The sequence below is a fragment of the Oceanobacter antarcticus genome (assembly GCF_044962685.1).
In the GTDB taxonomy this organism is placed as follows: Bacteria; Pseudomonadota; Gammaproteobacteria; order Pseudomonadales; family Oceanobacteraceae; genus Oceanobacter; species Oceanobacter antarcticus.
Genome location: NZ_JBBKTX010000005.1, coordinates 123,771 through 143,165 on the forward strand (window position 1 = coordinate 123,771; position 19,395 = coordinate 143,165).

A 19,395-nucleotide genomic window follows, 5' to 3' on the forward strand; every position below is an offset into this window, starting at 1 on the left:
CTCCGCTAGATACTCGACCGCTGGGCTGCTACCGCCTCATCAGCCCTCGGTTGTGATGATTGAAACCGGATATCCAGTTCGGTACGGGTATCCGACTGGGTCAATGTTGCGATACTGGCAATACGGCGGCGACCATCCCCGCCCCGCTGCAGATGAATAATCACATCAATGGCAGAAGCGATCATTTGCTGGATCATCAACGGTGGCATGGTCGGCAGACTTTTTAGTGCCAGGTATTCAAAGCGGTTGAGAACATCCCTGGGACTGTTGGCATGAACCGTGGTCATGCTGCCATCATGGCCGACATTCATCGCCTGCAGCATGTCGAACACTTCATCGCCTCGTACTTCACCGACAATGATCCGGTCCGCCCGCATCCGTAACGCGGTTTTCAGCAAATCTGTCAGGGTAATCACGCCCAGTCCCTCGCCATTACCCAGGCGGGATTCGAGCGTCACCACATGGGGATGATTCAGTCTCAACTCTTGAGTCTCTTCAATGGTGATGACCCGCTCAGTTAACGGTATCTGGCTGGAAAGCACGTTCAGCAAACTGGTTTTACCGGCAGAAGAGCCACCGGCAATCACCAGATTCGCCCCCTGACGAACAGAATCCGCCAGAAAACGCCACATCTCCGCCGTCATAAAACCCTGCTCAATCAAATCTTCCGGGGTTAAAGGGGTCAGCGCGGAAGCGCCGAATGGAGATCACCGGCCCCCGTGGCGAAGGCGGCGATATAACAGCATTCAACCGACTGCCATCACTCAGCCGGGCATCAACAATGGGGTTGCCCATATCGATATGGCGGCCCTGCTGACTCAGAATCCGGTTCAGAAAACGCAGGAGATGATCGTTACCATCAAAGGCCACGTCCGTACGTTCCAGACGACCACTGCGGTCAACCCAGATATCGTCGTGGCCATTAATCAAAATATCGGATACCCGCGTATCCAGCATCAGCTCAGCAATCGGCCCCAGCCCCTGAATTTCATCACAAATGGCATTGAGTAACCGTTTGCGCAGTTCGGGGGCCAAGGCGCGGCTATGGCAATTAAGCAAGTCATCCAGATGGTGTTCCAGCTGTCCGGCCAGTACGGCCCGGTCAACGATGGAGTGTTCAGTAACGCCTTCCAGACCCTCCAGCACCCGACGATGCAAACGGCGACGCAGGTGGTTGTACTCCTCCGACTCCAGCGTAATCAACGGCTCATTCATAACCTCGGCACGGTTCATAATGGTACCTCCTGCTCCCTTTGCGCCTGCAAATACTGGTAACAGACCGGATGATATGCCAACCCCATCAGCCTGCCGCTGGATGCCTTGTGACCCGGATTGATGGCCAATGCCCGACTGTAATGGCTGCAAGCCAGGTCTGGATGCGCCTGCGCCTCCTGCACCAGACCTTGCAGATACTGGATACGCCAAGCCGGAGACCCCAGGCGATCGGCCTGCTCCAGCAGTATTTCAGCCTGTGCATAATCACCGGAGACATAACGTACTGCCGCCAGGCCCTCGCGTATTTCCGGGTAATCCGGCGACTGTACCAGGGCCTCTTCCAGCAGGCTGCCCGCCAGTCGCAAATTTCCCTGCTCCAGCGCAATACGACTGCGCAGCACTCGGGCTTCAGGCCGAGGGCTTGGCAGCCACACCAGTTGATCCAGTAATTCCTGGGCTTTATTCACATCACCGATGCGGTAGTGCATTACCGCTGCGGCCATACGGATGCGTTCATGATAAGGATGAATCAGCACCAGTTCGTCCAATGCTCGCAAGTGCCGCAAGCAATCACTCACACCGACATGCTGGCGCGCTGGATCGATACAACCGCTGCTGAAATCAGCCGATGACTGCAGCGCGTCTAATTGCCGGGTCAAGGCCTCTTCCGGTGAGTATTCTGTCTGGGGGCCAGATGACAGCGACGCACAGCCAGTCAGCAGCAGACCGATCATCACCAGCTTCAGGGCCAAAATAACAGGCTTCCAATGCTTCATGGTCGTGCCTCCTCAGTGAAAGAATAGCGATTTCTCAGCGGACGGGGGTTAACCGACCAGCGCAGCAACTCGTTGGTGTCGGCAAACTCCCACAGTGCCGTCTGATGCAACGGCTCACGCACGATCGTTGGTGTGACGACAATCACCAGTTCGCGGTCGCGATAACTGGACAAATCCGAGCGAAACAGTTTGCCAATAAAAGGGATCTGGGCCAGAAACGGCAACGCCTGATTACTTTCCGACTGATCCCGCGACACCAGTCCGCCAATGATCAGCGGCTGACCATCACGCAGTCGGGTCGAGGTATTGATGCTGCGTACGTCAAACGCGGTCGTAGCCAACGTCGAACCGGTACTGTCAGTGATGTGCTTGGACAACAGGGTATCCGGGGTCGAGACACGGGGGTTCAGCTGCAGTGCAATATGGTCAGTTTCATCGACGACCGCTTTTACTTTGAGCTGAATACCATAAGGCTTGAATTCGGTACGACTCAGCAAGGTATCGCCCAACGTATCGGGATTATCCGACTCCTGCCCCAGGCGGGTATAGGTCGAGCGGATCGGCACTTCGCCACCAACCTGAATCGTGCCGGAATCACCGGACATCAGCGTAATGGTCGGCTTCGACAAGGTGCGGGAAATACCTTCCGATTCCAGCATCGAAAACAGCGCATTCAGTGATGCCTGTTGACCGGCAATCTGTAATTGCCCCGCCAGTGCGCCATTAAACAAACTCAGGGCAGCTTCAAGATTATTGTTGCCAAGGGAAGCAGAACCCGCCGCATTGGTGCTCAATCCAACACCTGGCTGCCACTCTTTCAGACGGTTCAGGCTGACTTCATACATCTGTACCGACACCCGCAACTGCGGAATATCCTTCACCCTGATCATCGACAACACGCTTCCACCGGCGATCGACAAAACATTCGCTCTGGACAGCTCGGCGGTACTGGCCTGCACCGCCCGCTGTCCGGATCCACTGCCCTGCGCTGAAGAGACAACCCGACCTGCTTCATCGGCATAGACCTGAACCAGACTGTTCAACGGCACATCCGCACCAGGCTGAACAAAAAGACGGGAAACGACTGCCAGCACTCGGGAGAGTTCAGCCTGGGTCTGCACCTCGCCTTCCAGCATCAAGGTGTCGGCGTTGCTGTTCAGAGTAGCTTCCTGGCGGATACGGCGTACCTTGACGGTATCGGTTCCTATCTCGTTCAAGGCACGGGTAATACGGTCTTCGATGCGTTCAGCCTGGTGACGCACACGAATCAGATTAATCAACGGCGGTTGACCCGGTTTGACATCGTCAGGGGTCGATAACGACTTCAGCACATCCCTGGCCGTGCTTCTGCTGGCTACACCCTTGCCTTGTCGTTGCAAATAACTTAATGCCGCCTGTTCCGCCGCTATCTTCTGATGCTGATAGCCGACACTACCGGTGAGTAATAACACCTGACGATCCGGTGCCGAATCAATACGGATATAGGGATCGATGGTTTTTAACGCCGATTCCAGAAACGACAGATCCGCTGCAACACTCAACATATAGGCGTGACTGGTTCCATCCATAAACCACACCATCATGCTGGTTTTGCCGACATTTTTAGCCAGTACCAATAACTCTTTTTCGTTCAGTACATCGACCTCAGCAATCGACTCCTGTCCCACCGCAACACGGCGCAGTTTCCGGTTAAATACAAACCGGACATGAGTCCAGCGCAGTAATTCATCGACATCTGCTGAACGCTCGCCATTGGCCAACTCAATATAGCTTAATGGATTATCGGTATTGGCATTAACGGGTAATGAAACCAGCACCAGCATGGTTAACAGAATGGGGAAAAATTTCATGACGAGCCTCCTGGCAGCATGAGTGAATGACAGGAAGCCCCGCCCTGATACAGTTCAATCCGGCGTAAACGAGCATGTTGTTGCGGATAATAGTAATCATCGCTGCTCGTAAATGACTTACCCTGAATGCTGATTTGAAGACGAGATACCCCTAATGCAGACAGGTGGCGATAGACCGATAAGGCGCGCTGATACGCCAGCTCCCGGTTGTATTGTTTATCGCCACGCACATCAGTAGTTGCAACAATCAATATCGATTCAATATCAGCCCTGTTGCGCTTGGCCCAAGCGGTCAAATGCTCAACCTCCGCAGCCCTCAGTTCGGTCTGCGCCGTAGCAAATGCGTCGTAGCCCAGATACACCAGCCGTTGTATTTCTACCGCGGTCGTTCTCGATGGATTTTCCTGGCCAGGCAAATGTACCGAGCAATAAACCATTGGCGTTGTCACGGGATCCTCGTCCAGTCGGACGTCACATATCTGCAACCCTTCGGAACGGCGGCAATCCAGTTCATGTGGCGGTACAGACACCATGTCGCGATGCCCGGTAGCCGGAACCGTCGCAGGATAATGAGAATAGGACTTGTCACTGACGGCATTGGCGGAGAAAACGCCTAACCCGATCACCATCGCCCTTTGAATAAAATTCGGCACATCAACCCCCTTCTGTTGAATGTAGTCAGGGGTTGTTTTGCATTTGGCATACCAACTTGGAAAATTATTTTTATTCATATAAATCAACAACTTGAAAACAAAAAAAGATTGATCCTCGGCAACGACTCGAATTGCTTTGCAAAATGCGAAATCTCTCAGACCGAGTTGCAATATGCATATGGGGCTAACCAACCAAAACCGGGAAAGATCCACAACGTCGACAAAAACGAACACCGGTTGCACCAGACTATCGATCATATTCCGCTCTTCGTCCTGGTCGTGCCTGGTTTGGACGTGCCGCCGCAAGATCTGGCCGCCGGTGACGGTCTTCGCCAGTAGCGTTACAGGCAGCTGTCGCGAGGAGGAAATCACCGCAGAGGAAAGCAGAGGAGAAGAGACGGTCAAGAAAAAATGAGCAAGAAAGAACCAACAAAGAACCAAGAGGAACCGGAGTCAGGCTCCGGCTTAACGGCGCACAATAATGGTTTTTTTCGACAACCCCGAATAGATATCGATGGAATGATCCTGGGGGGCGGCGGGCATCTGTATGGCACGGGTTGTCATCGCTGCGGTGTCAGGGTTATGTAATACCAGACTGACCGTATCAGACGGGTTGATGGCCGCCAGTGGATACACTTCTTCCGGCAAGATCGAAATCACCAAAGTGGTATCTCCATGGTAAGACAACTGCGTACCCGGTTTGCCATTGGTTGACCGAATCGCCTTCATTGATCCGACCATACGGATATTAGTAGCCGCCTTGCGAACACCCTGGGAGTTTTTCACCAACACATCAAAGCGATCTTCTGCTTTTATCTGAGAAACAGGAATCGATCCCCTACTGATCGTTAATGTATATAAGACACGATTATCATCCAGTCTTTCCGACAAAGTAGGCACTTCAGGGTCAGCAAGCTCACCGAAGTAGAAAGGCATCCCCTTATTTTTATCGACCGTCAGAACTTTTCCGAGCACAAAACTCATATCCAGCTCCTGCCGATCCGATTTTTTAACCATCTTGGAAGTCAGTTTTTTTTCTGTGATCAAGGTGCCAGCAACCATGGGAGTATTAGCCACCAGAACCGCGTGATAATTCAGTTTATCAACCTGCCGATATCCTAATACTGCTGTCAGCAGGGACGATACTGCAAACACCGTCAGACCGATAATAGCACTGCCATTTAATGTACGTTTCATAACCAATCTCCTCAGCAATAGCCGAATGAACATTGGCCCTGGTCAGGAGACCAGAGCCAGACAGGTCAGATGATCAAGGTGCGGTCAGCGTCGCAGCGGAAGCGGAAGAGCTCGAGCCGGTGCTGGCAGTCGTGGTACCACCTTCCAGAGGTGTTGCTGTCACAAAGGTGAACTCGGTATTGTCGCCAGCATTTACATCCGGTGCATCGCCATAAACAGAACCTTCAATTACGGCCGTTTTTTCACCGTTGACAATGCCATTAAAGGCATAGGTTTGATCCAGACTGCCAATGGCTTCGGCAACATCTTCCATTTCTGCGGTGAGTGCATCGCGCATCGTCACCAGGCCAACCGTCAAACCGACGACCATGGTGGTCACCAGCAGTACCAGTTCCGAGGTCATAACGAAACCTCCTTGCTTGGTTTTACGCGACTTGATTGAAGTGGTCATAAGGTAATCCTCAGTGCATTTAATATTAGTTTTTTATTAGCTGGGAAAAGCATTAAAGCATTTCATCTTGAGCCACCCCCCATGAACGACCGATTTGCAATCAGCATTTGTTTCGGGGTTACAAGAGGTATTGCAGTGGGTGTGCCAACTTTCAAAAAAACAACAACAGCATTAAATTCAATGACAAAAAAACCTTTAAAACCCCTATAACTAATTGATTTATAAGGAATAAAAAAATTAGATAAATATTTAACCAGAGAGATTCCAAAGATATTATTTCGTAACAAGCCTGCGTGTTTTCAAATTCACTTTTCATATTCAAACCGAAAATGCAGTTTTGATTCGCAAAATGAGAATTAATTTGGGAATACCTAATCAGCAGCCGTTTGGAACCATCTATTTAATCCTGCACAGCGCTGCGCGAGCGTTGCTGAAGGTGCCATCTATTTAATTCGGTGCCCGCTGGGACTTTCGGATGGGGTCGAATCACGAAGCCGGTTTGCAAGCCTGCCGGGTCACTCCCACTGGAACCCAGCAGTTGCCAGAGGAACTCAGAATGACCCACAGCCGATGCCGCCGACAACAAGCCGGCACTGCAAATATCAACCACTGTGGGTTTACACAGTATTTTTTACTGTATATATTCACACCCACTGTACAGATAAACAGACATGGAAACTTTATGATCAAGCTCACCGCCAGACAGCAGCAGGTACTCAACCTGATCAAATCCGCACTGGAGGAAACCGGCTTCCCACCTACCCGAGCAGAAATCGCCAAGGAGCTTGGCTTCAAATCCCCCAATGCGGCGGAAGAACATCTGAAAGCACTGGCTCGCAAAGGCGCTATCGATATCATGCCTGGCGCGTCCAGAGGCATTCGGATCCTCAGCTCCGAGCAGGAAGGGTTGCCTATTGTTGGCCGCGTGGCAGCGGGTGAGCCCATATTGGCCCAGGAACATATTGAAGAGTACTGCAACCTGCCCGCCAATTTTTTCAAACCGGCCGCTGACTATCTGCTGCAAGTACAAGGCGACAGTATGAAAAACGCCGGTATTTTTAATGGCGACCTGATTGCCGTTCACAAATGTGAAAGCGCCCGCAACGGACAGATCGTCGTCGCCCGAGTCGAAAACGAAGTCACCGTCAAACGTCTTGAAAAAAATCGTCACAAGGTGCTGTTGCACCCAGAAAATGAACATTACGGCCCGATTATCGTCGACCTGCGCCAGCAAGAGTTTTATATCGAAGGTTTGTATGTCGGCGTTATTCGTCGCAATCACTAACTGTACATCCCAGCCAGATACCACAGGGTAGTCACCATTCACGAGGTTTTGTATGCGTCAACTCAGCTTGCCAGTCGATCGTCAGCCCGCTTTGCCGTTTACGAATGCCGCACCAGTGGAGACCAGGCCAAGACCGTCTGGCAGCCTGACCGAGGTGATTGTATCGGATGACAGCACCATTCAGCCGCTGCAGTTACTGCCCATGCTGGCCCACTGCAATTCCAGCGATCGCTGGCTGATGTGGCTAAGCCCGAACCGGACGCTGAACAAACAATGGCTGGCCAGTATGAATCTCGACAAGGCACCCGTGGTTCATATTGATCTGTGTGCAGATACCCAGAAAGTGTTGTGCCAACGGATCCTCGCCAGCGGCAACAGCCATCTGATCATCGAATGGCAAGGTAATATAAAACAACATCAACGTCGACAACTCCGTGAGCTGGCACGCCAGAGTGGCAGTCATGTCGTGCTGGTACAGATTCGCCAAAACCCCTGAGATTATTCAGCGCAAAAAAAAAACGGGCAGCAAGGCTACCCGTTTTATGGTCGATCATCAGCACGTGACTTAATGCAGCGAATACGTATGCTCTGCTACATCAAAGTCATCGTCGACATCCATACCAGACAGCTCACTGACCTTGCGGACACCCGCTTCCAGCATGACACGTGCAACATCCATATGGTGCTCACTCAAGCTGGCCTTGGCATCCTCTGAAAAGTGAATCCGCATCAGTGCATCGCCGTCTTGCTCATCAGCCCGACGCAACGCAACATCCCCATTGGAAAGCTCAATAATCTCGAAAAAGCGTGCCATATACCGTCTCACGAAAAATGGCCAACGAGTTTAACATAACCGGAGCGAACACACGCGAAACATAGCGTGCCACCCTTGTATTGCGGCACACTCGCTCGTCGTTACAAGCATCACATCAAACAGGAAATCCGGGCAGACTACACCCGTGGAAACCGAGTAAAGATCAGGATTCGCGCTGATTGGCGCGCTGCTCATCAATCAACCGATGAAAACTTGCCAACCAGTGAGACACACTATCGTCTTCATCACTGCTAGCTGACGACGCAATCAACCCGGACACTTCCGTCGCCAGCGACGAATCCACCGCCTGCGTATCCGGCCAGCCGAGCTGCTCCACGACCTGCAAAAAACGACAAAACCAACTGAACGTATCCACTGACAATGCTTGCCATTGACGCATATCCCCAGTGACCAGCGCGGTTTGTTGCAATAACTGAGTCAGCGAGTCAACCCGGTTTGTTACCCCGGCAGCCAGCGCCAGCTCATTAAGATAACAACGATAAGCCGCGAACAGCTGGAGCAAGGCCGCATCGTCCAGCGCCTGCTGCAACGCAGGCTCCTGCCCGGTACAGATTTGCTCCTGCAACAGTCGGCATTGATACAAGCGCTGATTGGTCTGGCCAACCCAGTTGATTGCGGCCATTGATCAGAAGTCCAGAGTCAGGCCAAAGTGCCAGCCATCGCCCAATTTGTAACGTTTATCCATACCCTCCATCCGGATACCGTTGTAACGATAACCGGTATAGATACGGGCGGTAGGAATAACGGCGTACTGGGCACGCAAGTCACTGCTGATCAGATTTTCCGCATCGCCAAAAGAGACAACCGGGGGCGCGTAATAGGCATAACCGGCAACACTGACATCCGGCTGAGTCGGTAGCGCTGCACGGAAGAAACCACCGACACCCAGCGCGGCACCGCTGTAGTCATCAGTATCAAAGGCGAACGCCTTGGTGCCCAGTCCGATATACAGATTACTGTGAGGTTTACGTAAATCGACCACATGCACACCGGCTCCCAGCATATTGCCATCATCCATGTGATGCAGTGCTGACAGGTTGATGTGCAAACCGGAACCGGCCTGGGTGGCATCGTAAGCAACCCGTACGGCATCGTCTGCCAAACTGAGATCCAACGCCCCACCAGCCTGGGCAGAGACCGCCAGACATGCCAATGTGGAACCAGTAATAACCCGACGCATGGCCTGAGCAATTCCCTTCATAATTCCCCCGAAAAAAGTAAAACCCGAGCCGCAGAACGGCGGCCGGGACATCAAAGAACAAGTGCGGGCATCTTAGCAGTGCCCGGCAATCGGTAACATGCACTGATTACAAAAACTGACGGAATACGGGGAAGATCGACACCACACGATGGTATGGTGTCGAGACGCTCTTTCTGACAGCCTTATTTCATCAGATCCAGCAGCAGCTTGTTCAGCTTGCCGACATATTCAGCCGGATTTTTCAGCTGGCTACCTTCCGCCAACTGGGCCTGAGCATGGATCAGACCTGCCAGTTCGGCAAAACGATCTTCATCCGGCTCATTGTCCAGCCGCTCGATCAACGGATGGGTCGGATTGATTTCCAGAGTAATTTCCGGTTCAGGCATTTTCTGGCCAGCCGCTTCCAGCATCCGCCGCATGTGACCGCCCATATCAAACTGGCCAACCACCAAACAGGCCGGTGAATCCGTCAGACGAGAGGTTACACGCACAGATTTAACCTCAGGCAATACCTTTTCCAGCCGTTCGGTCAGGTTCTTGTGGCTTTCCTGCAGCGTTTCCTGCTGTTTCTTTTCGTCTTCATCGGCGAGCTCATCAAGATCCAGCTCACCCTTGGTGATGTCCTGGAAGGATTTGCCATCAAATTCATTCAGATGGCCGACCATCCATTCATCTACCCGATCCGTCAGCAACAGGACTTCGATACCCTTTTTACGGAAATACTCGATGTGCGGGCTACCCATACCAGCGGCGTAGGATTCAGCCGTGATGTAATAAACTTTTTTCTGGCCTTCCTGCATCCGTGCAACATAGTCTGCCAAACCAACCGTCTGGGCTTCGCTGCCACTGGTTGAGGTGGCAAAACGGAATAACGCGGCAATCTTTTCCTTGTTGGCAAAATCTTCAGCCGGGCCTTCTTTCAGCACATCGCCAAATTCATCCCAAAACTGCTGGTATTTGTCACTGTCGTTTTTCGCCAGTTTGGTCAGAGTATCCAGGATACGTTTGACCAGTGCCGAGCGCATGCTGTCGACCTGTTTATCTTGCTGCAGGATTTCACGCGAGACGTTGAGAGACAGGTCATTGGAATCCAGCACACCTTTAACGAAGCGCAGGTACAGCGGCAGGAACTGCTCGGCATCGTCCATAATAAAGACACGTTGCACATACAGCTTCAGACCACGGGCTGTATCCCGATTCCACATATCAAACGGAGCCTTCGACGGAATATACAGCAGGCTGGTGTAATCCAGCTTGCCTTCCACCCGGTTATGCATCCAGGTCAGCGGCTCATTCCAGTCGTGGGAAATGTGTTTGTAGAACTCCTGGTATTCTTCGTCAGTCAGTTCCGAGCGCGAGCGCGTCCACATCGCCTTGGCCTGGTTGACGGCTTCTGGTGCCTTGCTGGTTTCAGTCTCATCGGCGTCGTCATCAGCGCTGATTTCTGGCGGCAAGAACACGGGGACAGCAATATGATCAGAATATTTTTTGATCAGCGAACGCAAACGGTAGTTGTCGGCAAACTCGGCTTCATCCGCTTTCAGGTGCAGGGTAATACGGGTGCCACGCTCGGGCTTGTCGATGGTTTCCAGTGAAAACTCACCTTCACCAGCGGATTCCCAGCGAATACCTTGCTCAGCCGACTCGCCCGCACGACGGGTATCAACCACCACCTTGTCAGCGACAATAAAGGCTGAGTAGAACCCCACACCAAACTGACCGATCAGTTGGGAGTCCTGTTTTTGATCCCCGGTCAGCTTGCCAAGAAACTCAGCGGTGCCGGATTTGGCAATCGTACCCAGGTGGCTGATCACGTCTTCCCGATTCATACCGATACCATTGTCTTCAATGGTCAGGGTGCGGGCATCGGTATCAAAGTTGATATGAACAGCAAGCTCACTCTGCCCTTCAAACAGCGCATCGTTTTGCAACGCTTCAAAACGCAATTTGTCGCACGCATCCGAGGCGTTAGAAATCAGCTCACGCAGAAAAATTTCCTTGTTGGAATACAAGGAGTGAATCATCAAATGCAACAGTTGTTTTACTTCGGTTTTAAAACCAAGCGTTTCTTTGCTGGCTACGGTCATGTCTGTCTCCTGTCTCAGTACACCCGAACCTGGTGCACTTCGTTACCTGTATCAAAAAAACGGCGACCACCGATTATCTCTGGCAGTCGCAACACGTCATGGCTACAAGGTGGGGACAGTACGACGCATTTCAAGGCCAAAGCGCTGAACAGTAGGCGGAAACCAGCAACGAAGTTGCTGCAGCCGTTGCTCCAGCTCGGCATCATCGGCCAGCGCAGTGACGATCGCCGCCGAGCGTATGCCCGTGGCAGCAACCTGCTGAATGGTCTCGGGGGTAATACCTCCAATACAGGTTAACGGCACCGAGCCGCTGCGCTGTACCCAGCGAGCCAGTGTTGTGCATCCCAGCGGCGGATATTTGAGTATTTTGGAGAGTGGTTTGAATACCGGGCCAAACGCAATATAAGACGGCTGATAGTGCAACGCATGCAGTATCTCCCACTCGCTGTGAGTACTGATGCCCAGCATCAGACCAGCCTCCGCCAACCGCTCAAGATCGGCTTCAAGCAAATCTTCCTGGCCCAGGTGTACCCCGTCGGCACCCAGTTCCAGCGCCAGTTGCCAGTCGTCATTGATAAATAACATCACTCCGGCACGACGACACACACGAATGGCTTCCCAGGTATCGGCGTGGTAATCCGGCCCCGGCTCCTTCACCCGCCACTGCAGACTGTCAATGCCCAGTTTGAGCAAGCGACGCAAATGAGGAAGATTGTCAACCAGCCCATATAAACCGAGCTGTTTTGGCAACGGCGGAAAAGACCGGGTAAAAACTACGGGCGACGCGCTGGCCGTGGCTACCGGTAACAACCGCACTCCCTGTTGCTTAAACGTACGGTGACGGACATCAGTAGCGAATAACTGGTGATAGCCAGAGGCGCGACGACTGGCCGTAGCAAGGCTGGCCAGGGTATTGGCAACCGCCAGCACAACGCTGTCGTATCGACGCCATCCGGAAGCCAGCCCGACAGCCAGCGCCGCCGCCAGATGGCAGCCCGTACCGTGCGCAGACCAGGGCAACCGTGAGTGCAGCAGCATAAACGAGGGGGCCAATTGTTGTTCAGGATCGGTTTCATCCACGATCACATCATCCATGATCATATCATCCGTTACCTCGTCACCGTTCCCCCCTACCGAGGACGCACGCGGTGAGATATACCAGTCGACCAACGGCGGATCAGCCTGACGGTAACATTGACCATCACTGTCTTTCAAATCCAGTTGCGCAGCATCAATACCTGTTATCAATACCGCTTTCGCACCCGCTGCAAGCACCGTTTGAGCCGCAGCAAAAATCCCCTCCCGACTATGATCAACACTGCCGGTCAGTCGTAACAGTTCAGTGCTATTGGGAGTGACAATATCGACCAGCGCCAGCAACGCCGCATAGTCTGCCAGGCGATGCCAGCTCGCCAGCCCGCCCCCGGTTGCCCCCAACACCGGATCCCAGACTATCGGAATGGCCCGTTGCTGCAACAACCTCAGTCGTTGTAGCAGCCAGCGAAACAGGTCAACATCGGGCGGTATCCAGCCCAACCGCACCGCCTGTGGCCAGCCATCATCCAGCAATGCTGTCCATTGGGCATCCAGCATTGACAGCGTCATCGGCTCAATAGCCCGAACTCCCAGACTGCTTTGCGCGGTCATCGCAATGACCAGTGTGGCGCAATCCACGCCCATGGCCTGCGCCACCGCCACATCCGCCTGCATACCAGCGCCAGCCGAACAATCGGACGCAGTGAGTGACCAGAGTCTGACACGTTCAAGGGGGTCTGCTGGCGCATCGCAGTCACCCGCCGAAAAAAGCATTTTCATGACTCGTTTACCTCCCTGGATAACGTAGTGTGCGGCACGGCAGGCTCTGGCTGGTGCCAAAACGGCAGACCAACCGGCGGTGTTGACGGGCTGGCCTGTGGCCGTTCTGCCATCAAACCGGCGTCATAGGCCATACGCCCACCCTGCACCGCTGCAGCAAAGGCAGCGGCCATGGCGACGGGTTGCTCCGCCTTGGCGACAGCGGTATTCAGCAACACCGCATCAAACCCCAGTTCCATCGCCTGCATTGCCTGGGAGGGTTTGCCCAGCCCGGCATCAATCACCATGAAGGCTTGTGGCAAGCGCTGGCGCAAGCGTTTCAGACCTTCCAGGTTTTGCAAACCACAGCCACTGCCAATCGGTGCTCCCCAGGGCATGACGCCGACACAACCGGCGTCCAGCAAACGCTGACACAACACCAGATCCTCGGTGCAATAGGGCAAAACCTTAAAACTCTGACTCACCAATTCCCGCGCCGCGTCCAGCAACTCAAACGGATCCGGCTGGAGGCTGTAGTCATCGCCCATCACTTCCAGCTTGATCCATGAGGTCGCAAATAACTCACGGGCCAAATTGGCCATCAAAATGGCTTCCTTGGCGGAAAAACACCCGGCGGTGTTCGGTAGCAAACGTGCTTTGGTTGTCGCTACCGCCTCCTGCAGCAGCGCCCAGTGGCCATTGTCTTCAATATTGCGTGCCGTCTGGCGGCGTAAAGCCACGGTCACAAAACCGGGACTGGCAGACCTGATCGCCTGTGCCATTACATCTGGAGACGGATACAGGGAACTGCCCAACCACAATCGCCCGGCAATATTTTCCCCGGCCAATGCCACTGTTTGTCCTTCTGCTTCTGTTCGCGCTGTCATGATTCAACCTCCTGTCATTGCGCCCAACACATCAATACGCATGCCATCGGCCAGTTCCAGCTCATGATATTGAGCTGGCTGGATCAAGCACTGTTCAACCGCGACCACAAAATTGCCGTCAGTCGCAGGGCCAAATCCCTGCTGCTGCAACAGCTCATCCAGTCGTGATACCGCCACCTCAAGCCAGTCACCGTTCAGACACACTTGCATCAGCAGACCTCCGGGCGAGCTGTCGTCCAGGCCATATGCCCAGCGTCAGAGGGCGATGGCAGCGCCAGACCCAACGGTAATTGATGCTCTTGCTGCAAGCTGCCCAGCAACGCCGGGGACAACAGAAAACCATGGCGATACAAGCCGTTAATGGCCAGATTCCCTGCGGTGGCGGTAATTTCAGGTTCATGGTGACTCAATGCCGGACGCAGATTGGTCGACAGTTCCAGAACCCGCGCTTCCGCCAGCGCCGGTGACAAGGCATATAAGGCACTGAGCATTTCCAGTGCGGAACGGACGCTGACCGGTGAGCGATCTTGTGTTTCTATTTCGGTGGCGCCAAGGATGTAGCGGCCCTGCTCCCGAGGCACCAGATACAGGTGATATTTGGGATGCAGCAACCGCACTGGCCGCTGAATAACCACGTCCGGCGCTTCAATCCAGATCACTTCGCCTCTGACGCCACGCAACTGCGGACGCCAGGGACGGGCACCGACACCACAACAGTCAATCCACAAGGTCGCAGGGTGGCGTTGCTGGTTAACTCTCCAGCCACACACAGGGTCAGAGGCATCGTAATTCACCGGGCTGTTAGCGCGAATTTGCCCACCCACAGCGATAATGGCCTGGTGCAACAAAACCAGCAGTCGCCGATTTTCCAGATGCCCTTCCGGCTTCAGCCAGATACCACGCTGAAATTGCTCCGCCAACAAGGGCTCCAGTGCGGCTATTTTCTGACGATTTTGCCAGACAATACCCTGTTTTACGCCGATATTATGGCGCGTAAAACACCGTTCCATTTCGTCCAGCAACCCGTTATCCGCTGGGTGCGCGACCATCAGCGTGCCATCAGCACGAAAGTCTATCCTTGCCCCGGTATCGGCCGCCAGATCCTGCAGCAGCTTTGGCCACAATGCTAACGACTGCTTGCCCATACGAAAGACAGCCGGGCTGCACAGCGGCAATTCGCTGAACGGTGCGACCATCGCCGCCGCCGTATAGGCCGCTGCAGAATGAACCGCCGTCGTATGCGACATCGTTGTCGACACCTCAGCAGCGTCGGCCTCGAACAGACAAACACGATAGCCCTGACGGGCCAGCCGCCAGCCAATCAGGCTCCCTATCAACCCGGCACCGGCAATACATATCTCGTCGCTGGAGGTCAGTGACGCCAGCAAACCTGCCTTGGCCCCATCATGCATTGTCCAACGCCTCCCCCTTGCTTGCCGGGTGGTAGATTTCGCTGCCTTGCTGACGGAACTCCCTGGCTTTTTCTACCATCGCCTGCTGCGCCTCATCGGCTGCGGCGGCGTCCCGTACTTCCTGGGAAATTTTCATGGAGCAGAATTTGGGGCCACACATGGAGCAAAAATGCGCCACTTTATGGCCTTCTTTTGGCATTGTCTCATCGTGATAAGCGCGGGCAGTTTCCGGATCCAGCGCCAGGTTAAACTGATCCTGCCAACGAAATTCAAACCGCGCTTTGGACATTGCATTATCATGGAGCTGAGCACCGGGATGACCCTTGGCCAGATCTGCCGCATGGGCGGCAATGCGATAGGCCATCATTCCCTGTTTGACATCCTCCTTGTTGGGTAAGCCAAGATGCTCTTTTGGCGTGACGTAACACAGCATGGCGCAGCCATACCAGCCAATCATGGCGGCACCAATACCGGAGGTTATATGGTCGTAACCCGGTGCAATATCGGTGGTCAGTGGCCCCAGGGTATAAAACGGCGCTTCCTGACAGTGCTTCAACTGCTCGTCCATGTTCTCTTTGATCATATGCATCGGCACATGACCCGGCCCTTCAATAAAAGTCTGGACGTCGTGCTTCCAGGCAATTTGAGTCAACTCACCCAGAGTCCGTAATTCGGCAAACTGGGCAGCATCGTTGGCGTCGGCGATTGAGCCGGGACGTAAACCATCCCCCAGAGAAAAGCAGACATCGTAGGCTTTCATGATCTCGCAGATGTCTTCGAAATGACTGTAGAGGAAACTTTCCTGGTGATGCGCCAGGCACCATTTCGCCATAATGGAGCCGCCCCGGCTGACGATCCCCGTCACCCGTTTGGCGGTCAGCGGAATATGCGCCAGTCGCACCCCGGCATGAATGGTGAAATAGTCCACGCCCTGCTCGGCTTGTTCGATCAACGTGTCGCGGAACAACTCCCAGGTCAGGTCTTCAGCCACGCCGCCACACTTCTCTAACGCCTGATATAACGGCACCGTTCCGACCGGCACCGGCGAGTTGCGTAAAATCCACTCGCGGGTTTCATGAATATTTTGCCCGGTCGACAAATCCATAATGGTATCGGCTCCCCAGTGGGTTGCCCAGACCAGTTTTTCTACTTCGTCGGCAATCGAGGAGGTGATGGCCGAGTTGCCAATATTGGCATTTACCTTGGTGCGGAAATTGCGCCCGATAATCATCGGTTCACTTTCTGGATGATTGATATTATTCGGGATCACGGCGCGACCACGGGCCACTTCAGAACGCACAAACTCCGGGGTAATGGCAGCAGGAATACTGGCTCCCCAACTGTGCCCCGGATGTTGCTGCCGCACCGCTTCTTCTAACGACGGTTCAGTCAGCCCCAGGTTTTCACGAATGGCGATATATTCCATTTCCGGAGTAATAATGCCCATACGGGCATAATGCAGCTGAGTGATGTTTTTTCCTGGCATGGCACAACGTGGCTTGCGTTCAACCTTCATCCGCCATGGTTCATACCGTAAATCAACTTCGCGGGTCTGGCTGAAATGGGAACTGGGCTGGTGCAGTGCTTGGCTATCTGCACGCTCTTCGATCCAGCCTTGACGCAACGCAGGCAGGCCACGGGTAAGATCGAGAGTAAACGCCGGGTCGCTGTAAGGGCCAGACATGTCGTATACCCGCACCGGCGGATTATACTCGGTTTCACCATTGGTCAACTGGGTTGGCGTCAGTTCGATTTCACGAACCCCCACCTTAATATCTGCGCGGGAACCGGTGATATAGACCTTGCTGGATGCGGGGTAACTCAAACGATCAAGCTGAGCCTGAGTCAGTGGTGACCCAGTGCTGGATGCGATGTCAGTCGAATTATTATTGGCGGAAGCCATACTTGATACCTCTCTTGAAAAGGGAAAGGATCAGGCGGGCAAGCAGTACAAGAAAGAAAAGAGGCGGGAAATTGCCGATCACGTAATCTGGCGTCCGACCGCTCAGCCAGTAATTGGCTGATTGCCTTGCACCAACGAGGACAAGAATATCCGCAGGCCAGCATTACGTGACTTTTCTGTTCCCTACGCTGGCACTAACCAGATCAGGTTCAACGGGATCCGCAATTGCGATCTCAGCCTCCAGTGAGGCACCCCGACAGAATGTTTACCCAAGCAGATTAAACGCTATTTATTGCGCCGACAAGCCTTCATCGCCAAAAGACGAACTGAGCAGAAAATGTGCACGGGCAGTGGCAATCGGCTGTTGACGGTCATTCTGCCAAGCGGTGATAGCGACATTGGCGACACGGGCACCCTGACGCCAGATCTGGCAATCCACAAAGGTATCCTGATCACGTCCGGCGCGCAGATAATCCAGCGAGAAGTCGATCATTTTGGGTAATCCCATCGGTTCTGACCGAACCAGCACCTGAATCGAGGCCGCCAGTTCCATAAAACCACCGATGACGCCGCCATGGATCGCAGGTAATAACGGGTTACCGATATTGTCCGGATTTTGCGGCAGTCGGAACAATAATTCCCCCTCTTGCAGACTCACTTCGGCACCAATAACACCGGCATAAGGAATGCTGGACATCAATGCCTGATAGTCACCCTGTATCCGGGCACGCTGGACAACATCGGCAAACTGTAAAACAGACAAGGCCGTCACAGGCTACCTCCACGAACTCCACTGGCCAAGGCACTGGCGGGCTGCAGATGCGTCAAACGCATAAAAGTAGCGCAACATTTGGCAATTAATTCACCGTCGTTTTCCTGCATTACCCGGCAATCAGCAAACACGACGGTAGACGTCACCCGCTGAATACTGGCATAAGCCAACAGATTCTGACCGCTACGGGCAGAGCGCATGTAGTCGACCCGTAAATCCAGCGTGGGACACAACTCAAAGCCGGGTAAGGCGTTTACCACCGCCGTGCCGCACGCGGTATCCATCAGGGTGGTCAGACTGCCGCCATGCAAGGCCCCCGTGACCGGGTTGCCAATCAGCTCCGGCGCATACGGCAACTTCATCACCAGGCCATCCGCATCTGCGGAGACCAACGAGATCCCCAATACTTGGCAATGCCGCAGCACCGAGATAAAACGTGTCGCACGTTCACAGCGTTCGAGATCGGAAATTGGCTCGGGAGTTTCATTGTTGCCCATAATTCACTCGTGATTTTTTATAATTAACTTTTTGGAATCATACCCAAGCTGTGTTTTCGCGCAAGCGCCGTCCGGTTGCCATTTGCTGCCGTAACATCGTACGTCCCACCGGGGTCCCGTGCAGCATGCCGATTTGCTCAATGGCCAGATGGCGACTATTACTTAAAACTATTATTTCCATTCCGCCAACTGACGACCTGACTCTATGGCCACCCATATACTGATCTGTGACGACTCCAGTTTTGCCCGCAAGCAAATGGCCCGTGCGATTCCTTCCGACTGGGAAGTGGATGTTCACTTTGCCAGTGACGGTGCCGAGGGACTGAAAGCCATCCGCGAAGGCAAGGGTGAGGTAGTCTTTCTTGATCTGACCATGCCAAACCTCGACGGCTATGGCGTATTGGAGGCGATCCGCAAGGAAGACCTGCCAGCGATGGTGATTGTGGTATCCGGCGACATTCAGCCTGATGCCCAGCAACGCGTCATGGCCCTCGGCGCCATGGCCTTTGTCAAAAAACCGATCGACGCCGCCAAAGCCACCGCCGTACTGACCGAATACGGCATTATGACCCGGACCTGA

21 protein-coding genes and 1 riboswitch are annotated in these 19,395 nt (G+C 53.7%); of the genes, 3 read left to right on the top strand and 18 right to left on the bottom strand.

What is annotated here, in order from left to right; genetic code table 11:
* Nucleotides 1–5: 5 nt before the first annotated feature.
* The 7 genes from WG929_RS05650 to WG929_RS05680 all read right to left on the bottom strand — a co-directional run bounded on the left by WG929_RS05650 (nt 6) and on the right by WG929_RS05680 (nt 6,142).
* Nucleotides 6–644 (bottom strand): TadA family conjugal transfer-associated ATPase, encoded by a 639-nt coding sequence (locus WG929_RS05650; RefSeq protein ID WP_416205244.1) that lies wholly within the window; start codon nt 642–644, stop codon nt 6–8.
* Between the two features lie 10 nt (nt 645–654).
* Nucleotides 655–1,233, bottom strand: coding sequence for an ATPase, T2SS/T4P/T4SS family (locus WG929_RS05655; RefSeq protein WP_416205245.1), 579 nt, complete (start codon nt 1,231–1,233; stop codon nt 655–657).
* Nucleotides 1,230–1,991, bottom strand: coding sequence for a tetratricopeptide repeat protein (locus WG929_RS05660; protein WP_416205246.1), 762 nt, complete (start codon nt 1,989–1,991; stop codon nt 1,230–1,232). Before WG929_RS05660 ends, WG929_RS05655 begins: the two co-directional genes overlap by 4 nt.
* Entirely contained in the window at nt 1,988–3,841 is a 1,854-nt protein-coding gene (locus WG929_RS05665; protein ID WP_416205247.1) for a secretin GspD/PilQ domain-containing protein, read from the bottom strand. Before WG929_RS05665 ends, WG929_RS05660 begins: the two co-directional genes overlap by 4 nt.
* Nucleotides 3,838–4,752, bottom strand: coding sequence for an OmpA family protein (locus WG929_RS05670; protein WP_416205248.1), 915 nt, complete (start codon nt 4,750–4,752; stop codon nt 3,838–3,840). Before WG929_RS05670 ends, WG929_RS05665 begins: the two co-directional genes overlap by 4 nt.
* A 207-nt stretch (nt 4,753–4,959) precedes the next feature.
* Entirely contained in the window at nt 4,960–5,691 is a 732-nt protein-coding gene (locus WG929_RS05675) for a CpaB family protein (protein ID WP_416205249.1), read from the bottom strand.
* Between the two features lie 73 nt (nt 5,692–5,764).
* A complete protein-coding gene (locus WG929_RS05680) occupies nt 5,765–6,142 on the bottom strand; it encodes a hypothetical protein (RefSeq protein ID WP_416205250.1) in 378 nt (125 codons plus the stop codon).
* A gap of 682 nt (nt 6,143–6,824) precedes the next feature.
* On the opposite strand from WG929_RS05680, the gene lexA reads away from it, so the two are divergent.
* Both lexA and WG929_RS05690 read left to right on the top strand, forming a co-directional pair.
* On the top strand, nt 6,825–7,427 hold the full coding sequence (gene lexA / locus WG929_RS05685; RefSeq protein WP_416205251.1) for a transcriptional repressor LexA: 603 nt from the start codon (nt 6,825–6,827) through the stop codon (nt 7,425–7,427).
* Nucleotides 7,428–7,479: 52 nt separating this feature from the next.
* Nucleotides 7,480–7,923, top strand: a complete 444-nt coding sequence (locus WG929_RS05690) for a cell division inhibitor SulA (RefSeq protein ID WP_416205252.1) — start codon at nt 7,480–7,482, stop codon at nt 7,921–7,923.
* A gap of 69 nt (nt 7,924–7,992) precedes the next feature.
* Here the strand turns inward: WG929_RS05690 and WG929_RS05695 are convergent, their stop codons facing one another.
* The 11 genes from WG929_RS05695 to WG929_RS05745 all read right to left on the bottom strand — a co-directional run bounded on the left by WG929_RS05695 (nt 7,993) and on the right by WG929_RS05745 (nt 18,815).
* Nucleotides 7,993–8,241, bottom strand: coding sequence for a hypothetical protein (locus WG929_RS05695; protein ID WP_369857799.1), 249 nt, complete (start codon nt 8,239–8,241; stop codon nt 7,993–7,995).
* Nucleotides 8,242–8,404: 163 nt separating this feature from the next.
* A complete protein-coding gene (locus WG929_RS05700) occupies nt 8,405–8,884 on the bottom strand; it encodes a DUF6586 family protein (protein ID WP_416205253.1) in 480 nt (159 codons plus the stop codon).
* Nucleotides 8,885–8,887: 3 nt separating this feature from the next.
* On the bottom strand, nt 8,888–9,463 hold the full coding sequence (locus WG929_RS05705; RefSeq protein WP_416205254.1) for a YfaZ family outer membrane protein: 576 nt from the start codon (nt 9,461–9,463) through the stop codon (nt 8,888–8,890).
* 182 nt (nt 9,464–9,645) lie between these two features.
* Nucleotides 9,646–11,550, bottom strand: coding sequence for a molecular chaperone HtpG (gene htpG, locus WG929_RS05710; protein WP_416205255.1), 1,905 nt, complete (start codon nt 11,548–11,550; stop codon nt 9,646–9,648).
* 102 nt (nt 11,551–11,652) lie between these two features.
* Nucleotides 11,653–13,365 (bottom strand): thiamine phosphate synthase, encoded by a 1,713-nt coding sequence (locus tag WG929_RS05715; protein WP_416205256.1) that lies wholly within the window; start codon nt 13,363–13,365, stop codon nt 11,653–11,655.
* The gene (locus WG929_RS05720) at nt 13,362–14,231 is read right to left on the bottom strand and encodes a thiazole synthase (protein WP_416205257.1); all 870 of its coding nucleotides are present in this window, start codon (nt 14,229–14,231) and stop codon (nt 13,362–13,364) included. The genes WG929_RS05715 and WG929_RS05720 overlap by 4 nt, the downstream gene beginning before the upstream one ends.
* 3 nt (nt 14,232–14,234) lie before the next feature.
* A complete protein-coding gene (gene thiS, locus WG929_RS05725) occupies nt 14,235–14,441 on the bottom strand; it encodes a sulfur carrier protein ThiS (protein ID WP_416205258.1) in 207 nt (68 codons plus the stop codon).
* Complete coding sequence (locus WG929_RS05730; RefSeq protein WP_416205259.1) at nt 14,441–15,643, bottom strand: FAD-dependent oxidoreductase; 1,203 nt, start codon at nt 15,641–15,643, stop codon at nt 14,441–14,443. Before WG929_RS05730 ends, thiS begins: the two co-directional genes overlap by 1 nt.
* On the bottom strand, nt 15,636–17,546 hold the full coding sequence (gene thiC, locus WG929_RS05735; protein ID WP_416205260.1) for a phosphomethylpyrimidine synthase ThiC: 1,911 nt from the start codon (nt 17,544–17,546) through the stop codon (nt 15,636–15,638). The genes WG929_RS05730 and thiC overlap by 8 nt, the downstream gene beginning before the upstream one ends.
* A 163-nt stretch (nt 17,547–17,709) precedes the next feature.
* Nucleotides 17,710–17,812, bottom strand: a riboswitch (TPP riboswitch).
* A 23-nt stretch (nt 17,813–17,835) separates the two neighbouring features.
* Nucleotides 17,836–18,318 carry a PaaI family thioesterase gene (locus tag WG929_RS05740; RefSeq protein ID WP_416205261.1) on the bottom strand — a complete coding sequence of 161 codons (483 nt, stop codon included), beginning with the start codon at nt 18,316–18,318 and terminating at the stop codon, nt 17,836–17,838.
* Complete coding sequence (locus tag WG929_RS05745; protein WP_416205262.1) at nt 18,315–18,815, bottom strand: PaaI family thioesterase; 501 nt, start codon at nt 18,813–18,815, stop codon at nt 18,315–18,317. Before WG929_RS05745 ends, WG929_RS05740 begins: the two co-directional genes overlap by 4 nt.
* A 205-nt stretch (nt 18,816–19,020) precedes the next feature.
* On the opposite strand from WG929_RS05745, the gene WG929_RS05750 reads away from it, so the two are divergent.
* Complete coding sequence (locus WG929_RS05750) at nt 19,021–19,395, top strand: response regulator (protein ID WP_416205263.1); 375 nt, start codon at nt 19,021–19,023, stop codon at nt 19,393–19,395.